Genomic DNA, 19,891 nt, shown 5'->3' with positions numbered 1-19,891 from the left:
AAAAAGCTATAACTATGAAAAGTTTTCTACTTACAGCTTCTATTGTACTCGCAGCAGTGTTTGCCAGTTCTGCGCAGACATCAGCCCCCGATCAAAACCCCAGCTTTATGGTTAGTCAGGCCCGTTATATGAACATGGCCGACTCCGTCAACAGCTGGCACAGCACAACATTACAAGAGACCTACAAAGCCATCGATTATTACGAGGATAAACTTGCACTCCGTGCCTCCCGCAAAGCCTGGAAGCGTGAACTGCGCATGGAAAAAGCTCGTAATGGTGGTAATGGTTACGATAATGGTTATAATACCTATGGAAATGGATATTATCCTTCCTCCAATGGAACAGGCTGGGGCAACTACCTGTTGTCTACACTGCCATTCATAGCCGCCATGGCATTGTGGTGCCACTAAAACACCCCCTTTCAACAGCTTATTTTTTTATAAAAACGTATTATGAAAAGACTTTTATGGACTGTTACAGCTGCCGTAGCTGTAAGCGTAATCAGTGTATCCTGCTCCCGGACAGTAACCCGTATCGACCCCGGCGAACAAGTTGACATCAGCGGACGCTGGAACAATACCGATGCCCGCCTCACCGCCGAAAGAATGATCGATCAGATCCTGGGCGACAAATGGGTAAGCAATTACCAGCAGGCACACAACGGTCAAAAACCTGTAGTTATCGTAGGCTTCGTTACCAATAAATCGACCGAGCATATAGAAGCGGAGACATTTCTCAAGGATGTAGAACAGTCCTTCATCCGCTCTGGCAAAGTGCGGCTCGTACAAGGCGGCAAAAAACGGGAAGAGCTGCGCGCCGAAAGAGCCGATCAGCAAACCAACTCAACAGCCTCCAGCATGAAAAAATTTGGCCTGGAACAAGGAGCCGATTTCATCCTCCAGGGATCCATTAACCAGATCGTGGACGCCCATAAGAAAAAGAAGGTCTCTTACTTTCAGGTTAATCTGGAACTTACCGATATGCAAAGCAATGAAATTGTTTGGATCGGTGACGAGAAGATCTCCAAATACATTAAGAACTGATTTTCTTCCGAAACCTACTGGTGAACTGCAGATCCTACCGGCATGGCATTATCATCTAAAAATATGATAAGAGCATTGGCCCTTTTTTCGCTGATGCTCTTTTTGTTTTCCTGTGCAACCTACAATACGCGTATTGGTAGCTACTATGCGCATGTCAGGAATGGTCAGTACAACCAGGCGGAAAATGATCTGGAAAAGATCAAGCTGGTAAAAGCGAATCGTAACCGCCTGTTGTACTATGTCGAAAAAGGGAAGGTCACCCACCTCCAGAAGAAATACGACAGCAGCAATTATTATTTCAACCTCGCCGATAATTTCATCGAAGACACGCGTGTCAGTGCCGGCGACATAGCACTCGGAACTCTCCTCAACCCCATGATGCAAACCTACCGGGGCGAAGATTTCGAGCGGTTCATGATCCATTACTACAAAGCCCTTAATTATCTTTATCTGGGCGATCGCGAAGAGGCACTCGTAGAAGCCCGCCGGATCTCACTGGCGAGTTACGCCCAGCAGGATAAATACAAAAGCGATAACCGATATTCCGACGATGCCTTTTCACTCACCATCCAGGGTATTATATACGAGCAGAGCAACGATATCAACAATGCATTCATATCCTATCGCAACGCTGTAGACATATACCTCCAGCACAATGACCTTTATTACGGAACGCCATTACCCGAGCAGCTGAAACAAGATCTGCTGCGTACGGCCGACCTGATGGGGTTCCGCGAAGAGGTAGAGCGTTATGAAGGATTGCTGAAGGTCAGGTACAGGCCAAAGGCCGCTTCCGAAGCAGGCGAACTGGTATTGTTCTGGGAGAATGGACTCGCCCCGGTAAAATTGCAGCAGGACTTCTTCTTCGCGCTCACCAAAGACGGCATCGGCAATTTCGCATTTGTAGACCCCGCCGGCTCATTCAACATTCCTTTTGATTTTTCCAGCACCAACGCCAAAAAGGAAGATCTAAAGCTGGATGACCTGCGCTCACTGCGGGTAGCCTTCCCGCGCTACCAGGAGCAGCCACCGAACTACCGTAACGCCACGGTAGAACTTAACGATGTCAACTATCATTTCGAAGCAGCGGAAGATATTAATGCCATTGCATTTGCCACCCTCCGCGAGCGGTTTCTGAAAGAAATGTCAACCGCCCTCAGCCGCCTTGCCATCAAAAAACTGGCCGAAGCGGCCGCCCGCCCTAAGAGCGATGATAAGAATAAGGATACCAAAGAGGCCATAGCGCTTGCCATCCAGGTCTTCAATTTCGCTTCCGAAAAAGCGGATACCCGCAACTGGCAAAGCCTGCCCCATACCATTTCCTACATGAGGGTGCCCCTCAACCGGGGTGTTAATGTGGTCGAGGTTAGCCTGACCGGACAGGCAACCACCAAAGTAAACCTGGTCGCCGAAGGCCATGGAGGCCTCCAGGTGCAAAATATCTGCACATTACAATAGCGCATACAACAAAAGCTGTCAATTTGACTGAGGTAGAGGGTAGGTCCTTTTCCCAAGCCAAGTAAAATGGCGAACGGATACAAGGGAGTCATACCGTATATAATCCATGAATGTAAGATGGAAGGAGACTATTTCGGGTAAACCTAAAGTAGCCCTGGAGTAAACCTGAAGTAAACCTAGAGTAAAGCGCAAGTGGGTAAAAGGAGGTAAATGGCCGCATTTGTCTGGCCCGGAGTCATGAACAGCAACCGATTCTCGTGGGTCCGTACCGGCAGCCGGCAAAGAAGAATAGAGCCGTAAGTAAGGGAAACTAGCATGCCCCGAAGATACAAATAGTGTGTCAAATTGGCGCTAGTGATCAGCGTAATATCTTTGCAACACCATATAAAGCAACGGCCAAATCACCTGCCATGCCCTTCATCCCATTATACAACATCCCGCAACGAACCAGTTCGGCAGGAGAAGGCTCTACAGCCATTTCACTCAGTTCAAGGCTGCTCCCGCCGGGAGGTGGATTAAATTCATTAATCTATTGAAAAGAAACGCCATTTCCGGGCGTCGCACAGCTCCTGGACCCAATTCCAAGCCATCCCAGCAACTCCACCAGGCATTATTTCAATTTTATGCCCCATTCAACCTGCATTAATTACCGTTCATCCAATCATTCGAAATTGTTTCAGCTACCGGGAGAGCCCGGAAACCCCTATTCCGCCTGCATTTTGGGTAAAACTTATTAGCAGCCCATCAAAATTACCTTCCTTCGGTAGGTACTATGTGTTGTATAGTACTTGAATTCTCCCTACATTTGTATTGTCAATGATCACAACAACGGCAGCAGCGGGTCAAAGACAAAGTATAGCCAACAAGTATCAGAAAGTACAGCCATGAAAGCCCCTGCTGCCATTTTAAAAACAAAAGCATCTATGAACATCGAGAACACACAGAGCCAGATGCGTAAAGGTATACTGGAGTTCTGCATTCTCTCCATCATTCGTCGGGGCGAAGCTTACCCGAGTGATATCGTGGATGAAATGCGGGGTTGCAACCTCCAGATCCTGGAAGGTACCCTTTACCCCCTGTTAACCCGGCTTAAAAACGCCGATATGCTCACCTACCGCTGGGTAGAAAGCAACTCAGGGCCACCCCGCAAGTATTTTTCGCTTACCCCGAAAGGCGAAGAATTCTACAACGAGCTGGAAGCCACCTGGAACGAACTGGCCAACGCGGTAACCCGGCTCACCACCAAAAAAGAATCGCTGGTCTCAACAGCCGGCAATGTCTCCTTCGGGCCCGATTCTCCCAACATACCAACCAACACTTCAACCACCGACAAACAAGAGTAACAATGAAAAAGGTAATCAATATAAACTTTCAGGGCAGAGTGATCCCCATCGAGGAGACCGCTTATGAACTCCTGAAACAATACATCGAAAGCCTGCGAAGGTACTTCGCCAACGAAGAAGGACGCGATGAGATCATCAACGACATCGAAGGCCGTATCGCTGAACTGTTCTCCGAACGCATCAAGAAAGGCGCTACCTGCATTACCGACGAAGACGTTAACACCGTCATCGCCAGCATGGGCCGCCCCGAAGACTTCGAAGCTGAAACCGTTGGCTCCGGTACTGAAACCAACGGCAATACCAGCCAGCAGCAACAAAGCTCCCAATCGCAGTCGCAATCGACCTATAATTATGGTGCCCAGAACCGTGCCCAGCGTGGCCGTCTTTACCGCAACGCCGACGATAAGATCCTCGGTGGTGTAGCGAGCGGATTGGCCAACTACTTCGGCATCGATCCTGTCGTGATGCGCATACTGTTCGTAGTGCTCTTCGCCCCCCTGTTCTGGGTGTACATCCTGCTGTGGGTCATCATACCTTCGCAGTCGATAGAAACAAATATCACCAAGCGTCTCTACCGCAGTGCAGAAGACAAAGTGATCTCCGGTGTATGTGGCGGTTTATCGGCCTACTTCAATACTCCCACCTGGGTACCCCGGCTCATTTTTGCCCTGCCCCTGATATTCGGATTGATCTCCGGCGTGTTCAATAATATCTGGTGGCACGATTGGGATTTCTGGTGGGGACCCAAAGTCATCACCGGCTCTCTCGGCAGCACCCTCTTCTTTGCCTATGTGATTCTCTGGATCACTGTACCCGTAGCTGTTTCCTCCTCCGAAAAACTGGAAATGCGGGGGGAGAAGGTAGACCTTAACTCCATACGCGATACCGTGAAGGAAGACCTCGAAGGATTTAAGGCCAAAGCAGAAAAATGGGGTAAAGAAGTAAAAGAATCTGCCCAGCAGTTTGGTGAAAAAGCAAAGGAGTTTGGTCAAACAGCCGGCTCGCGCGCCAAGACCTTCTCTGCCGAAGCAGGCCCTGTAGCCCGCGGCGCAGGTAGCGGAATAGGCCATGTCATCGGTGTACTGTTCAAAGCATTCTTCATGGTCCTCGCGGCCATCATAGTAGTAGCCTTGTTCGCAGCCATCGCCGGCGTGATCTTCGGAGGCTTTACGATGTTCCCGGTGAAAGACTTCATCTTCGAAGGATTTGGTGAGAACCTGCTGGCCTGGGCCACCCTCATCCTCTTCCTCGGCATACCTTTGATCGCATTGATCACCTGGCTCATTCGCCGCATCATGGGCGTACGTTCACGTAATCACTACCTTGGGTATGTGTTCAGCACCTTGTGGATCGTAGGATTGATATGCGCATTCATCCTCAGCGGCACAGTTTACCGCAACTTCAGAAGCTCAAGCTTTTCGGAAGAGGAAGTAAAGCTCACACAGCCAGCCAACAACAAGCTGATCATTGATGTAGCCAACACCTACGAGCACTACTATGGCGGCGACTGGTTCGGTATCTCCTGGGAAGATGCACCCTTCTATGCCATTAATCAGGATACCCTGATGCTCAATACCGTCCGGGTTAATATCCAAAAGAGCAATGATGCTAATTTCCATGTGCGCAGGGTAAGGCTCTGCAGGGGCAACAATCCCCAAAAGGCCAAGGACCTCGCAGAGCGCGTATCCTTCAACATCGAACAGAAAGACAGTATCCTGGAATTGCCCAAAGGATTTGCGATCAGCCGCTTCGAAAAGTTCAGGAACCAGCAGGTGCTGGTGATTATCGAAGTGCCTGTAGGAAAACGCATCCGTATCGATGGCAAAGTGGATGACTACGAATGGTTCAGCATCAACTACAACCGCCGCCGAGGATTCCGCAATGATTACAATTGGGATAATTCCTACAGTTGGACCAGCGATCGCGATATGATCATGACCCCTGAAGATGGCCTGCAACCTGTCGATAAATACGATCAGATAGAACTGAAAAGCGGCAAGTTCAAACTGAAAATCAAAGACGGCGAAAATGAGATACAGCTGGAAGGTGAATTGAACAACAACGAAAGTGACAAAAAGGATACAACACCCGGCTACCGCTATCCCCGCGAAAAAGAAAAGAAGCAAAGTGCCGACAGCACGCGCGTGAAAGAAGTGGAAGTAAAAACAGCCTTTAATTCATCAGCGGAAAATGAAACAGCCCGCAATGGCCACCGCACCCTGGCCAACCTTGCCGGTCCTGTAGCATCGCTCGCAAAGCTCTTATAAATAGTTGGTCAGGGATCTTCTATCCTGGACCTGGTTGAAGTTGGAACAACGGGGCCGGTTACACTACGGCCCCTCTTTTTTCGCCCGAACCAAACATCCGCACCACAACAGTCATTAGGATCAACACATTCCGTACCCCTCACGGAAACCGTATGTCGCCCGCCTTACAGAACCTGCCACCACTCTTCAGAACGCACATCACCCTCCATAGCGTACCATTTAGGTTATATCAACAAGGATTAAAACAACAAAACAAAGTCATGAAAAAAGTACTTAAAGTATCCGCATGGGTATTGGTGATCGTTATTGCATTATTGGGAACAGTATTTATGATCGCCTGGAAATCGCCTAAATATTATACCCTTACCAATGCCGCAGTAAAATCAGATTCCATTACTCCTTTCGCAAACTATCATCTCATCGCCGACCACAAAAGGCCCTACATCATAGAAGGAAAGAACTACGTGATCATTGGTGCCACGCATACCCGCGATCCCCTGCATGCAGAGATCAAAACCATCGAAGAAAAATGGAAAACCCTCAACCCAACCATCGCACTCGTAGAAGGTCGTCTCGGATTCCTGCTGCCCGGCGTAATGGATCCCGTGAAGGAACTGGGAGAAGGCGGTAAAGTAGCAGCCCTCGCCAAAGACAAGGGCATCCCCTTATACAATTGGGACCTCTCCAAAGAAACCCTGGCCGTACAGCTGCAGCAAAAGTTCAGTCCGGAGCAGATAGCGCTGTACCAGATCCTTAACCCATATTTCAGCCAGTTGCGTTTTGGGAAACCAGCTTCTCCCGAAACAGCCATCGAAGAATACCTGCCCCGCGCAAAATACGTGCAGCAGGAAGCCAACTTCAAAACGCCTGCAGATGTAGACCGCGTATGGAAAACACATTTCCCCAACGGCCCCGATTGGCGCATAACCTCCGATGAAACGACCTTGCCGGGTTTTCTCAACGATATCATGGCCACTACCAACGATTTGCGCAATCGCCAGCTGGTGGCGGTGGTGAAGGAATTGGCCGCCCGGCAGGAACGGGTATTTCTGATCAGTGGCTCCAGCCACGCAGCTTGCGTAGCTCCGGCCTTCCAATAAACTTAGCAGTATGCCAGTCCTCTTTTTATTGGCGACCTTGGCGGCAACCTTTATTTTTGCCGCACAAAAACAACAAATGAAGAATACTCCTTTCACGCAAAAGCACCTCGCCCTCGGAGCCAAGATGGCGGAGTTTGCCGGGTACAACATGCCCATATCCTATACTGGCATCAATGATGAACATGCAGCCGTACGCAACAATGCCGGCGTATTCGACGTTAGCCACATGGGCGAGTTCATCCTGAAAGGAGAAAATGCACTCGACCTCATACAGCGTGTAACATCCAACGATGCCTCCAAACTCACTGCCGGGAAAGCACAATACAGCTGCCTGCCCAATAAAGAAGGCGGCGTTGTAGACGATCTGCTGGTATACTGCATCGAAGAAAATAAAGTATACATGCTGGTGGTGAACGCGTCCAATATTGAAAAGGACTGGAACTGGATCAGCCAGTACAATACCAACAAGGTGGAAATGCACAACGTAAGCGACAAAACCTGTTTGCTCGCCATTCAGGGACCCAACGCTACGAAGATCCTGCAGCCACTTACCGACATGGACATACTCAACCTCAAGTACTACACCTTCGCAAAGGGAAAATTCGCGGGTGTTGATAATGTACTTGTAAGCGCCACCGGATACACCGGAGCGGGTGGGGTAGAGATCTATTTCGAAGACAAGGACGGCGCAGCCGAAAAGATCTGGGATGCCCTCTTCGCCGCTGGCGGACCGCAGGGAATGAAACCCATCGGTCTCGGTGCACGTGATACCCTTCGCCTCGAAATGGGCTTCTGCCTCTATGGCAACGACATCGATGATACCACATCACCCCTCGAAGCAGGCCTTGGCTGGATCACCAAATTCACCAAAGATTTCACTGCCAAAGAAATACTGGAGCAACAAAAGAAAGCTGGTGTAACCCGCAAGCTGGTAGGTTTTGAAATGATCGATAAAGGCATACCCCGCCACGACTACGAGATCTGCGACGCAACGGGCAAAACCATCGGCAAAGTAACCTCCGGGACCCAGGCCCCCAGCCTCGCAAAAGCAGTAGGGATGGGTTATGTGGAAACTGCGTTTACGCCACTCGACACCACGATCTACATTAAGGTGCGCGACAGGCAGCTGCAGGCCAAAGTGGTAAAGTTCCCCTTCGTATAGTCGATCAACTATTCAGTTATACAAAGGCGTTGCCCCATCAGGCAACGCTTTTTTTATGGCTGATGGCAGTTTGTCGGGCCCCGGCTGCACCTGATGCACCACCACCGCAAACTGGCTTGTTTATTGCTATTTATTCCACACCTCAAAGCAAACCAGCATCCCATGCCCACTATCCACCTCACCACCTTCATCGCCGCACCCGTCGAACGGGTATTCGACCTCAGCAGAAGCATCGACCTGCATAAGAAAGCAATGGCCCATACCGGCGAACAGGCAGTGGCAGGTACCACCATGGGATTGATCGGCCTGGATGAAACCGTAACCTGGAAAGCAAAGCACTTTTACAAAACGCGCATCATGAAAGTGCGGATCACCGACATGAAAGCCCCTTACAGCTTCACCGATGAAATGGTGGAGGGAGCCTTCAAAAGCATGCGGCACGAACACCACTTCAAGCCCATCGAGAACGGAACACTTGCCATCGATATCTTTCACTTCGAATCGCCCTGGGGCGCACTCGGCAAAATGGTCAACAGCATCTGCCTGCGCAAATACATGGAACAGCTGCTCAACCAGCGCAACCGGATGATCCGCGAATACGCCGAAACCGACAAATGGAAGTTCATGCTCCAGAAGTAGATCCGTTTTTACAAATCATTAACGACTGCCATTCCCCGACCGCCGAACCACCCTGTCCCATATTTTGTTTTTTTTAGCTGCTGCCAGCGTCTTAACATTGCACCAGATTTTAAATCGTTAATCCGCGCATGAGCAACAATAAACTGACGCTATACACCACCCTGTCGCCCGCATTATTACACCTGTACGACCTCAACAATACCGTAGTAGTTATCATCGACGTATTGAGAGCCACCTCCACCATCGCAACTGCCCTGTACAATGGCGCCAAATGTGTAATACCCGTAGACAGTGTAGCCAGGTGTATAGAACTCGGTAAAAGTATCGACTCTATCACAGCCGGCGAGCGCGACGGACAGATTGCCGAAGGGCTCGAATACGGAAACTCTCCATTTGAATACCCGGAAGCGTTCATCAGGAACAAGGCCCTCGTACTCACCACCACCAATGGCACGAAATTGTTGCACATGGCGCTCGAGAGAGGAGCAGGGCAGATCATCACCGGTTCATTCCCCAACCTCTCAGCAGTATGTGATTACATCGTAGGGCAGCAAATGAACGTGGTACTGGGATGCGCCGCCTGGAAAGACCGTGTGAACATTGAAGACACGCTCTTCGCAGGCGCCGTAATCAACCGCGTAAAACAGCACTTTAGCATCAACTGCGACTCATCGCAAATGGCAGAGACCATGTACGTTGCAGCCAGCGAGGACCTGTACGGTTTCATGCGCGACAAGAATGCTTCCCATTACCATCGTCTCACAGGCTTTGGATTGGAGAAGGATATACGCTATTGCTTAACACCCGATGGAGCTAATGTGCTGCCCTTTTACGAAGAGGGCAAGCTGGTGGTGCATAACCCACGTTAATGATGATTAGCCATCGGTCCCGGCTTGTTCAACGATTGCTGCCGCATACGGGGTTTTTACCATATATCTCAAGCCTGATCAGGCTTTTAGACAATTGAGCGTCGATCATACCCTTTTACCGTTTATAACATTAAACCCCAGGCCTGCAGGGCAAAAATTTTTGGTTTTTATAAAATTGATGTATTATTGTGGCGGAATAGGACTGATAAGTCATACCCGATCTCTGCTAACTCATCAGTTTTTGTGCATTCCAACTCAATAAAAACTCATTTCAAAAGATTTATTTTTCACACACACACACAAAGATTGGTCATCTTGACCAAGTGTTAAACTCTCAAGTTTTGTTATGTATGATATTCTCCAACTGAACGACATGCTCGTTCCCGAACTGCTTGATATAGCTGAGCAGCTTAAAATCCCCAATTCCAAAAAGCTCGACAAGCAGGGTCTCATCTACAAAATCCTCGATAAGCAGGCCGTCCTGGCCAGCGATGAGAAAGGCGCATCAACTGAAGAAAAAGGTAAGCGCAAACGCATCATTAAAACCACAACCGCCAATGCTACTGAAGAAGCAGATGTCATGAGCACCGGCGAAGAAAAAAATAAAAAGGACCTCAAGAAGGAAGCGCCTAAGAAGAAAGCCGCCGAAAAAGTGGTGATCGCTAAAAAAGGAGCCCGCAAAAAGACCGACGACGAACAACCTGTACTCGACCTGCCACAGATAACACAGGAAGAGGATGAGGATGATGAAGACGACGTAATGGAATCTCAACAACAGGGTGGCAACGAGATCAGCCAGGAAGATGAAGGACCCCAGGAAGAGATCAATACCAACGGCAGCGCACAGGACCAGCAGCAAAAGTCATATCCCCGTCATCGTGAAACAACCTTCAACATCGAGTTCGATGGCGTTATCCTCGCAGAAGGTGTGCTCGAAATGATGCCCGACGGATACGGCTTCCTCCGCTCCTCCGATTATAACTATCTCTCATCACCCGACGATATCTACGTATCTCCCTCGCAGATCAAATTGTTTGGTCTGAAGACCGGTGATACCGTTTTCGGTGCAGTACGCCCTCCCAAAGAAGGCGAAAAATACTTTGCACTGCTGAAGGTAGAGCACATCAATGGCAAAGCACCTGAAGATGTGCGCGATCGTGTTCCGTTTGATTACCTGACGCCACTCTTCCCTTTCGAAAAGCTCAACATTTTTACGGCTCCTAACGCCTATAGCACACGTATCATGGACCTGTTCACCCCCATCGGTAAGGGACAGCGTGGATTGATCGTGGCACAGCCAAAAACCGGTAAAACGGTATTGTTGAAAGAAGTAGCCAATGCAATCGCTGCCAATCACCCCGAATGTTACCTGATGGTAGTACTGGTGGATGAGCGCCCTGAGGAAGTTACCGATATGGAGCGTAGCGTAAAAGCAGAAGTGATCGCTTCTACCTTCGATGAGCCTGCAGAGAAACACGTAAAAGTATCTACCATAGCCTTGCAAAAAGCAAAGCGCCTCGTAGAATGCGGACACGATGTAGTGATCCTGCTCGACTCTATCACCCGTCTCGCACGGGCACACAACACGGTAGCCCCTGCATCCGGTAAAGTACTGTCTGGTGGTGTGGAAGCAAACGCTATGCAGAAGCCCAAGCAGTTCTTCGGTGCAGCCCGTAAGATTGAAAATGGCGGCTCACTCACCATCCTCGCAACAGCCCTGATCGATACCGGCTCCAAGATGGATGAAGTGATCTTCGAAGAGTTCAAGGGAACCGGCAACATGGAATTGCAACTCGATCGTCGCCTGGCCAACAGACGTATCTTCCCGGCCATCGACCTCGTAGCTTCCTCTACCCGCCGCGATGACCTCCTCCTCGAAAAAGAGGTATTGCAACGCATGAACCTGCTCCGTGTGTATCTGACAGATATGAACACCGAAGAAGCCATGCACGAACTGTTGCGCCGCATGAGAGGAACAAAAGACAACCACGAGTTCCTGGCGAGCATGAACGGATAAACACTACTGCAACAGCAGTAAACATAAAAAGCCCTGTATTTCCGCAAGGAATACAGGGCTTTCTAATTTACCTATAGTCACTGTATTAGATAAACGGTTCATTGAGTTGAGCTGTCCGGTAATCTGCAACCACTACATAAAGTGCCCACTGCAGCCACATCACCTTATTTGATCTTCACCAGCTTCAACCGTTCGGTCTTCCAGTATTCGGCCATCGGGCCCGCCAGCGAAGGGTCGGGCAGTTCGTAGATAAAGTAAGTGTGGGTAGGTACATGAAACCGCCATAAAGTAGGCACCTGTTTTCCGTGCTCATTCTCCTGCCTTCCCATCAATACCAGCGTTTGGTTATCGAGCCAAAGACCATCTTCCACCATACCGCCTGGCCCCAGGAAAACCAGCCTGGTCCTCGTCTTATCTTCTACATCGATGAGGCTCACCTCTGTATCGGGCCCCATTTCCGAGCCCGAAAACCGTCCCTGTGCGTCGCGTGTGATGTCGATATTATAACTGTCCAGGTCAATGAACATCGAACTATCGGGAGAATACTTTAAGAAAGGACCATAATTACGAAAAAAGTTATTGTTGTCTTCAAAAGGAGTCACCAGCATGGAATCCTCCTGGTACGAGCTCACCATCCTGAACTTGTTCCAGTCAAAGCTGGCCGATCTCTTCCGGACATACTCCGAAATGCCGCTTGTACTGAACGATTGGATCGTTTCGGCCGATAACAGCGTATCAAGACTCTCCACTACAGAATCTTCCTGCTTGGCGTCTTGCTGCGGAGCCTTTTTATCGGCATTATCCTGGCAGGCCGCCAGCATAAGGAACACCGTCATACAGGCAATGGATAAGAACTTCATATAAAACCGGATTGGTGCATTTCAAGATACAACATTCCTCATGCGGCCTACACCATTTAACTTGCTTTTAATGAGGCCAAAACCACATGATTATGCGATAGTTTGCCGGGAAGCCAACCCCTTTCTTTGCCCTCCAAAACACTGCTGAACGCTTATGGCAAAGATCAGGTATAAACGTATCCGGCGAAGACGCCTGTTGATGGGCGCGGGCATATCCTTGCTGATAGGATTACTCCTCGTGCTGCTGGCCATCCTGTTATGACCAAGTCCACGCCAGGCGACAAATCCACCCCCTATCGCCTCACCGGCTGGCAACCAGGGCATCGATCTTGCCCGACAACTTACGGTCTTTGTCGGTAACAACATCGCCCGCATCATGCGTCGATAACCAGATCTCCACAGTATTGTAAACATTCGTCCACAACGGATGATGATTCATCTTCTCCGCCTCAATGGCCACCCTGGTCATAAAAGCAAAGGCCTCCGAAAAATCCTTGAACTGGAATTTCCGGTACAGTTTGTTGTTTTCTTCTTGCCACATATAATTAAATTGAAAAGTTCACAGCAGTGCGGAAGGGCCAGGCGGCGAACCCAAACACAGGCGACGTCACCCACAAAACAAAACTATTGCGGTGACTGGCCAGTCAAATTAACGCCGCCAGGTCGCGATGCCACCTCAATAACCGCCTCATCGTGGCGGTGAGCACCAGGGCACGCGCCTAAAAGATCAAATGCCCCTTGTTCTTGATCTTCTCATTGGTGAGCTCAGTAACCAGCTGCACAGCCCCGATGCCTTTGATGGCGCCCATCAGGTTCTGCAGAAAGTCTTCAGCCACCAGGTCGCCCTTCAACAACCACAAAAAATCAAGATGCCTGAATTCGGGCAACAGGTATTCGCCGTCAAACTGATTATGGTATAAATAGTGTACCAGGGAGCTATTGGGTTCGCGGTATTCGAAAATGGAGAAGTAATAATGTCGCTGCTTCTTGTACAGCTGGATCTCAATATCGTTGTTGATGCGGAAATCGAAACGCAACAGCTGGTTCAGCTGCCAGCAGAACTGGTAGTTCTTGACCGGCGCCACAATACCCATCAACCGGGTATTGTCGAAGAAGTCATCCGTCATTTCATCGAGGTCCAGCTTCAGTTTCATAACTGTACAACATAAAAAGTGACCAGGAGTTGCACGCGACAGTCTGCTGCCCCAGCCTGGTTAGTCCCAGGCAACAGCCCGCCGCCGCCCGCTAAAACTCTACCTCGGTTTCATGCGTATCGGCGCCACGCTTGTATTTAACCCGGGCCTTATCGCCTTTCTTGAATTTAGAAAGCGCCTGCATATAGCTCTCCATGGAAGTGGTGGAAAAGTCGCCTAGCTGCACGATCACATCACCCGTTTGGATGCCGGCCTTTTTCGCCGGACGGTTATCACTCACCCCGTCTACCCGTACCCCGGCGCCACTGAACGTGTAATCGGGCATAATACCCATACTTACGCTGAAGCGGGTAGAAGTGGAGGTCTGTACCTCTCTTGTTTTGGTAAAGGCCAGCTTGCCCTGCAGATTGGCAGATGCGACGATCTCTTCGATCAGTTTAACGATTTGCCATTCGCCGGTATAATTCACTTTATCGGCATCATCAGTGGGGCGGTGGTAATCACTATGCAGCCCCGTAAAGAAGAACAATACGGGAATATCTTTCCGGTAAAAGGAAGTGTGGTCGCTGGGGCCTGTGCCGCTGCTGTCGTACTTGAGGGTCAAAGGCAGCTTCTTGGGATTGAACTTCCCAAAGGTTGCACCCCAGAAAGGCGAAGTGCCATAACCGCCTATGGTAAGGGCCTTGCTCGAATCGTTCAGTCGGCCCACCATATCCATATTGATCATATAGCTCACCTTGCTGAGATCGATGGACGGATGTTCCGTAAAATACTTCGAACCGTTAAGGCCCAGTTCTTCGCCCGAGAAAGCGATGAACAGGTAGTTATTGCCCTTGCTCTTCGACACCTTCAACAGCTTGGCCAGCTCGATCAAAGCGGCAGTACCGCTCGCATTGTCGTCGGCGCCATTGTGGATCAGGTGCTCGCCGGTGCGTAGCATCGAATTATTGTCTTCGCCATAGCCAAGATGGTCATAGTGCGCACCCAGCACCACGGTAGTGCCGGCGCCGTTGTCGATATAACCCACCACGTTGTTGCCCGTGCGTTTTTTATCGGCAATCGTAACCCGGATCTTCAGGTCGTAGGTGGCCGCCTCGTCTTTCAGGTGGGCCTTGCGAACCTTGTCGGTGATATAGACGATGGGGATCTTTGTCGCTTCAGAGCGATCCTTGCCGTCATATTTGAGCCCGTCTGCAATCGCCGAGCTATTGTAGATGATCAGGGCATTGGCGCCTTTTTCAGCTACCTTGGCGGCTTTTGCACGGATAGCAGGAACCAGGTCGAAGTGGGGGTTGTCTTTATTACCCTCCAACAGCTCCTTCAGGTCAAAGAACCAGGGCACGCCCTGTTCCGGTAAGGCGATCGAAACAGCCTCTTCCAGGCTGCCGTTGGGGCTGCCTGCCAAAGGAAAAAATTCCTCGTTGACCTTCAGTTCGTGGTTGTTGATAAAGAAGAAAGTAGAGCTGCCCAGCTGTTTACCGTCATTGATCTCGAAGGATTGAAACCAGCCATTGCCTTCTCCTTTCGGTTGCAAACCAGCCTGTTGAAACTGCGCGCTGATGTATTCCCGGGCCAGTTCTTCGCCCTTCGTGCCTGCCCGGCGGCCTTCCAGTTTATCGTCGGCGAGGTAGGCAATATGTGCCTGCAAACCGGCAATACCCGCCTTGTCGGCCTTTTTGAGCTTTTGAGCAAATAACTGGGTAGATAATAGCAGAAAGACAAGAAACAAACGCAAGGTTCGGGCCTTCGACATAAATAACGTTTTAATGGGCAGAATGAGCGAGGACAAAGGTATAGCCGACAAAGCCCATACCAATAAATGTTAGGATAATTTTATAAAGAAATCCCGTTCCTGGCCACCCGTTCGGACCGTCTATTCCCTTGATTGGCAGGGATCAGGAAAATCGCCCCGGGCGCATGGGATTAAAAAGCTTATTTTGGTATTAATAATTGATTTAGTACTTTTTAAGCTCGTTTTTTTTCCTTTACTTTTGCAGATTGCCCTTTCCTCAACGGATAGGGCAGAAACCCGATGCTGGACGGCGTCACCAAAGGATGTTCACCCCACTAACAGGCTACACACCCTATGACCGCTTTCATGCCGGACAACTGTAAATACAACGCAAAGCATGGCACTACCCCATCTCATAAAGTACGTCTATACCAATGGAACAGATGAAGTGATCCGTCGCGGTAAAAAGATACATGCTATCGGCTATGTAGAATTGGTTGATTACGATGAGCTCACAGATTCTGTGGTGTTCCGGGTAAAGGACGACAGTTACTCTACATACTATAAAGTAAACATCACCAAGTTCAAAGACCCACGTACCCTCTCGGTGCGCTGTGCCTGTCCCTATAACCTCGGCGATATCTGCCGCCACGAAGCCGCAGCCCTCATCCAGCTCCAGGAAATGCTGGATAAGAACATGCTGAAAGCCGAAGACGCCGACTATGATCAGCGCCATACCGTGGTGAAAATGAAGACCATCGATCTCAAAACACTACGCCTGCTCTGTTCGCCCGAAAGCTATACAGCTGCCGAACAATACCTGCGCACCCAGCGTGCCGATATTGAATTTGCCAAGGACGAAGTGGTCAAGGCAACCGTTAACCTCGAAGGCCAGGACTGGAAAGTGGTGATCCGTAAAAACGAAGAACGGAACTTCGATACCAGCTGTGACTTCGAGGACCGCCTCCATCCGCTCGGCCTGCCCAAAGTGGTCGTCTTCCTCCAACTCCTCAATAACCATGGTCCCTTTTATTTCGATACCATCCGAAACTGGGACAAGGAAAAGAACAAGTTGCTGGAAGCCTATGGCTACAGCCTCAGCGATAACCTGGAAGGCAAATTTGAGTTTACCTACAAAGAAGGAAAACCCTTCCTGCGCGTGCTCGACACCAGCATCAAACGCATCACCCAGGCAGCCAATGCACGGCCGGTGATCAAACCTGTGCCGGTAGCCGAAGCCGAACTGCCCCAGCCACAAGCGGGCGCAGGCGTGCTGGAAGCAGCCACCGAAAAGTTGGAAGTGCCTGCCCAGCGGCTCGGCATTGTCTTTAACCTCAATCAACAGGCTTACCCCGGCTTTTCCATCGATGCCGTGAGCGGCGAATCGAACGAAGAGATCACCGCCTACGTAGGCAAGGTCGAAAAACTCGACCTGTCCAAGTTCATCAACATCGACGTTTACAACGACAACGACCGTCAACTCATCGCCCCCCTGCGCAAAATGCAGGAAAGCGAGATCACGAAATACCTGAATCGGAACTCGCCATTCAGCGGCATTTGGGAAAATATCATACATCACGAAAAGGATGAGCTTCCCGAAGAGACGAAGGCACTCATGGTAGAATACCTGCACCCCAAACTCAAAAAACTGTTTGTAGATGTAGCAGCCAGTCCCTTCGTTTTTTACCTGAATGGAAAGAAGCCATTCAAGACCGATAACCTGCATACCGTGGGCGTCGTCACCGATCCCATAACGCCTTGGTTCAAAGTGGTGGCCAATAAGAGCAATTACGATGTGGAGTGCTGGGTCAAGCTCAACGGGCAGCAGGTGCCTGTAACGGAGAACCTGCTCAACAGCAGCCTCATGTTCTTTTACCAGGATAATCTCTTCCTCTGGAACTCTTCCGAAGAAGTGAACCTCGTAACCCGCTTCCATGGCAAGGGAAAGATCACGATACCCAAAAGCCAGTGGGCCGAGCAGTTGCGCCAGTTCGTACTGCCCCTCACCCGCGAGCACCACGTAGAATTCGATTCCGCCCTCATCAGCGAGATCAAGGAAGGCGATCCCGAAAAACGCATCATCCTCCAGGAAAAAGGCGACTACCTCGTGTTCCAGCCTTATTTCTCCTATAAAGGGTTCGAAACAAAGCCCGGCGGTAAGAATGAGCTCATTATCCCCGATAGCGATAAAGTGCTGATCGTACACCGCGATAAAGACAAAGAGCAGGAGTTTATACAAAAGCTCGAGGCACTCCACTCCAATTTTATCCGCCCCGAAGGAGGCCAGCAACTGGCCCTCAAAGGAGCCGATGTACTCAAGAACAACTGGTTCTTCCTGTTTGTCGATGCCATGAAAGACATGAAAGTGCCAGTCTTTGGCTTCGATGCACTCAAGAACTTCCGCTTCAATACAGCCAAACCACAAACCAAGATCCACATCAGCAGCAATACCGATTGGTTCGATGCGCGGGTGGATATCGTGTTTGGCGAGCAGAAGGTTACCGTAGCCGATGTAAAGAAAGCCCTGGCCAACCGTCAGCAGTTTGTGCAGCTGAATGATGGTACCCTGGGTATTCTGCCCGAAGAGTGGATCAAGAAATACTCCCTGCTGTTCAGGGTAGGCGAGGGAAAACAGAACCAGCTTCGCTTGTCCAAATACCATATGAGCGTCATCGACGAACTCTATGATGGCCGCAGCGAAGAAGAACTGGTACTGAAACTGGAAGAGAAATACGATCAGTTAAGGACATTCAATAAGATCAAAGAGATACCGGTACCAGAGCACCTGGCGCCCATCCTGCGTCCTTACCAGGAGCATGGGTTCCACTGGCTCAATTACCTCAGTGAAATAGGATGGGGTGGAATCCTGGCCGATGACATGGGTTTGGGTAAAACCATCCAGGCACTCTCTTACTTGCATTATTACCGTAAGCACCATGGGAAGCTCAGAGCCCTCGTGGTTTGCCCTACTACCCTTATGTTCAACTGGGAGAATGAAATCAAGAAGTTCACCCCCGAACTCACTTACTACATTCACCACGGTGGCGAACGTACTCGAAATAAGGAACAATTTGCACAGGCCGAAGTAATGATCACCACCTACGGCACCTTGCGCAGCGATATTAAATTACTGGTCGACATTCAGTTCGATTATGTGGTACTCGATGAATCGCAGGCGATCAAAAACCCCGCCAGTAAGGTTACCCGTGCGGCCTGCCTGCTCAATTCAAAGAACCGCATTTGCCTCAGTGGTACGCCGCTGCAGAACAATACCTTCGACATATTTGCGCAGATGAACTTCCTCAACCCCGGCATGCTGGGAAGCATCGAGTTCTTCCGCCAGGAGTTCGCTATCCCCATCGATAAGTTTGGCGAGGCCGATCGCAAGGACCACCTACGCAAGCTGCTGTTCCCCTTTATACTCCGCCGTACCAAAGAGCAGGTGGCCAAAGACCTGCCCGATAAAACGGAGACCATCCTCTATTGCGAAATGGACGATGAACAACGGAATATATACGATGCCTACCGCAACGATTTCCGGGATAAGATCCTCGGTACCATCGAATCGCAGGGTATCCAGCGCTCGCAGCTCACCATCCTGCAGGGCCTTATGAAACTGCGCCAGATCTGCGACTCACCGGCCATCCTGAACGAAACCGAGAAGTTCCCCAACCACTCCATTAAACTGGAAGAATTGGGCCGTGAGATCACCGAAAACATCAGCGACCACAAAGCCCTGGTGTTCTCTCAGTTCCTCGGCATGCTGGCCTTGATCCGCGAGAAACTGAAGGAACTGGGTGTTGACTACGAATACTTCGATGGCAGCACTTCGGCAATAGACCGGGAAAAAGCGATCCAGCGTTTCCAGAACGATCCCAATTGCCGGGTATTCCTCATCTCCCTCAAGGCGGGTGGTGTGGGTCTCAACCTTACCGCTGCCGATTATGTGTACATCGTTGACCCCTGGTGGAACCCCGCCGTGGAACAGCAGGCTATCGACCGTACGCACCGCATCGGGCAAACGAAGAACATCTTCGCCTACCGCATGATCTGTAAAGACACGATCGAAGACAAGATCCTTCAGCTGCAGGACAGAAAACGACTGCTCGCGAAAGACCTCATCACCGACGATGAAGGCTTTGTCAAGAGCCTTACCCGCGAAGACGTCGAATACCTGTTCAGTTAAGGATGTCATATATATTATATTGTACGATGCCGCCCACAGCGGCATCGTACATGTATAGCTC

At 50.1% G+C, this 19,891-nt stretch carries 15 protein-coding genes; 11 read left to right on the top strand and 4 right to left on the bottom strand.

Features of this window, described 5'->3' with window-relative positions:
• Positions 1–14: 14 nt before the first annotated feature.
• The 10 genes from P2H89_RS21115 to rho all read left to right on the top strand — a co-directional run bounded on the left by P2H89_RS21115 (position 15) and on the right by rho (position 11,898).
• Positions 15–410: a hypothetical protein gene (locus tag P2H89_RS21115; protein ID WP_275830588.1), complete on the top strand. Its 396-nt coding sequence runs from the start codon at positions 15–17 to the stop codon at positions 408–410.
• A 42-nt stretch (positions 411–452) separates the two neighbouring features.
• Complete coding sequence (locus tag P2H89_RS21110; RefSeq protein ID WP_275830586.1) at positions 453–1,043, top strand: penicillin-binding protein activator LpoB; 591 nt, start codon at positions 453–455, stop codon at positions 1,041–1,043.
• Positions 1,044–1,106: 63 nt separating this feature from the next.
• Positions 1,107–2,501, top strand: a complete 1,395-nt coding sequence (locus P2H89_RS21105) for a hypothetical protein (protein WP_275830584.1) — start codon at positions 1,107–1,109, stop codon at positions 2,499–2,501.
• A 923-nt stretch (positions 2,502–3,424) separates the two neighbouring features.
• On the top strand, positions 3,425–3,844 hold the full coding sequence (locus P2H89_RS21100) for a PadR family transcriptional regulator (protein WP_275830582.1): 420 nt from the start codon (positions 3,425–3,427) through the stop codon (positions 3,842–3,844).
• A 2-nt stretch (positions 3,845–3,846) separates the two neighbouring features.
• Positions 3,847–6,111: a PspC domain-containing protein gene (locus P2H89_RS21095; RefSeq protein WP_275830580.1), complete on the top strand. Its 2,265-nt coding sequence runs from the start codon at positions 3,847–3,849 to the stop codon at positions 6,109–6,111.
• A gap of 260 nt (positions 6,112–6,371) precedes the next feature.
• Positions 6,372–7,211, top strand: a complete 840-nt coding sequence (locus tag P2H89_RS21090) for a hypothetical protein (RefSeq protein ID WP_275830578.1) — start codon at positions 6,372–6,374, stop codon at positions 7,209–7,211.
• 10 nt (positions 7,212–7,221) lie between these two features.
• On the top strand, positions 7,222–8,373 hold the full coding sequence (gene gcvT, locus P2H89_RS21085) for a glycine cleavage system aminomethyltransferase GcvT (RefSeq protein WP_345799372.1): 1,152 nt from the start codon (positions 7,222–7,224) through the stop codon (positions 8,371–8,373).
• A 162-nt stretch (positions 8,374–8,535) separates the two neighbouring features.
• Positions 8,536–9,012: an SRPBCC family protein gene (locus tag P2H89_RS21080; RefSeq protein ID WP_275830576.1), complete on the top strand. Its 477-nt coding sequence runs from the start codon at positions 8,536–8,538 to the stop codon at positions 9,010–9,012.
• Between the two features lie 128 nt (positions 9,013–9,140).
• Positions 9,141–9,881, top strand: coding sequence for a 2-phosphosulfolactate phosphatase (locus P2H89_RS21075; RefSeq protein WP_275830574.1), 741 nt, complete (start codon positions 9,141–9,143; stop codon positions 9,879–9,881).
• A gap of 346 nt (positions 9,882–10,227) precedes the next feature.
• On the top strand, positions 10,228–11,898 hold the full coding sequence (gene rho, locus P2H89_RS21070; protein ID WP_275830572.1) for a transcription termination factor Rho: 1,671 nt from the start codon (positions 10,228–10,230) through the stop codon (positions 11,896–11,898).
• Positions 11,899–12,062: 164 nt separating this feature from the next.
• Here rho and P2H89_RS21065 read toward each other — a convergent pair whose 3' ends face one another.
• The 4 genes from P2H89_RS21065 to P2H89_RS21050 form a co-directional block, all read right to left on the bottom strand.
• A complete protein-coding gene (locus tag P2H89_RS21065; protein WP_275830570.1) occupies positions 12,063–12,758 on the bottom strand; it encodes a hypothetical protein in 696 nt (231 codons plus the stop codon).
• Positions 12,759–13,059: 301 nt separating this feature from the next.
• Positions 13,060–13,299 carry a 4a-hydroxytetrahydrobiopterin dehydratase gene (locus P2H89_RS21060; RefSeq protein WP_275830568.1) on the bottom strand — a complete coding sequence of 80 codons (240 nt, stop codon included), beginning with the start codon at positions 13,297–13,299 and terminating at the stop codon, positions 13,060–13,062.
• Positions 13,300–13,477: 178 nt separating this feature from the next.
• Positions 13,478–13,912: an IPExxxVDY family protein gene (locus P2H89_RS21055; RefSeq protein WP_275830566.1), complete on the bottom strand. Its 435-nt coding sequence runs from the start codon at positions 13,910–13,912 to the stop codon at positions 13,478–13,480.
• A 91-nt stretch (positions 13,913–14,003) separates the two neighbouring features.
• A complete protein-coding gene (locus tag P2H89_RS21050) occupies positions 14,004–15,665 on the bottom strand; it encodes a M20/M25/M40 family metallo-hydrolase (RefSeq protein WP_275830564.1) in 1,662 nt (553 codons plus the stop codon).
• Between the two features lie 376 nt (positions 15,666–16,041).
• Between P2H89_RS21050 and P2H89_RS21045 the strand changes: the two genes are divergently transcribed.
• Positions 16,042–19,830: a DEAD/DEAH box helicase gene (locus tag P2H89_RS21045; protein ID WP_275830562.1), complete on the top strand. Its 3,789-nt coding sequence runs from the start codon at positions 16,042–16,044 to the stop codon at positions 19,828–19,830.
• Positions 19,831–19,891: the final 61 nt, after the last annotated feature.

Origin of the sequence: Paraflavitalea sp. CAU 1676 (assembly GCF_029223285.1) — a bacterium.
Classification (GTDB): Bacteria; Bacteroidota; Bacteroidia; order Chitinophagales; family Chitinophagaceae; genus Paraflavitalea.
The sequence above is the reverse complement of the archived record's forward strand: the minus strand, read 5'-3'. Positions and strand labels throughout refer to the sequence as shown.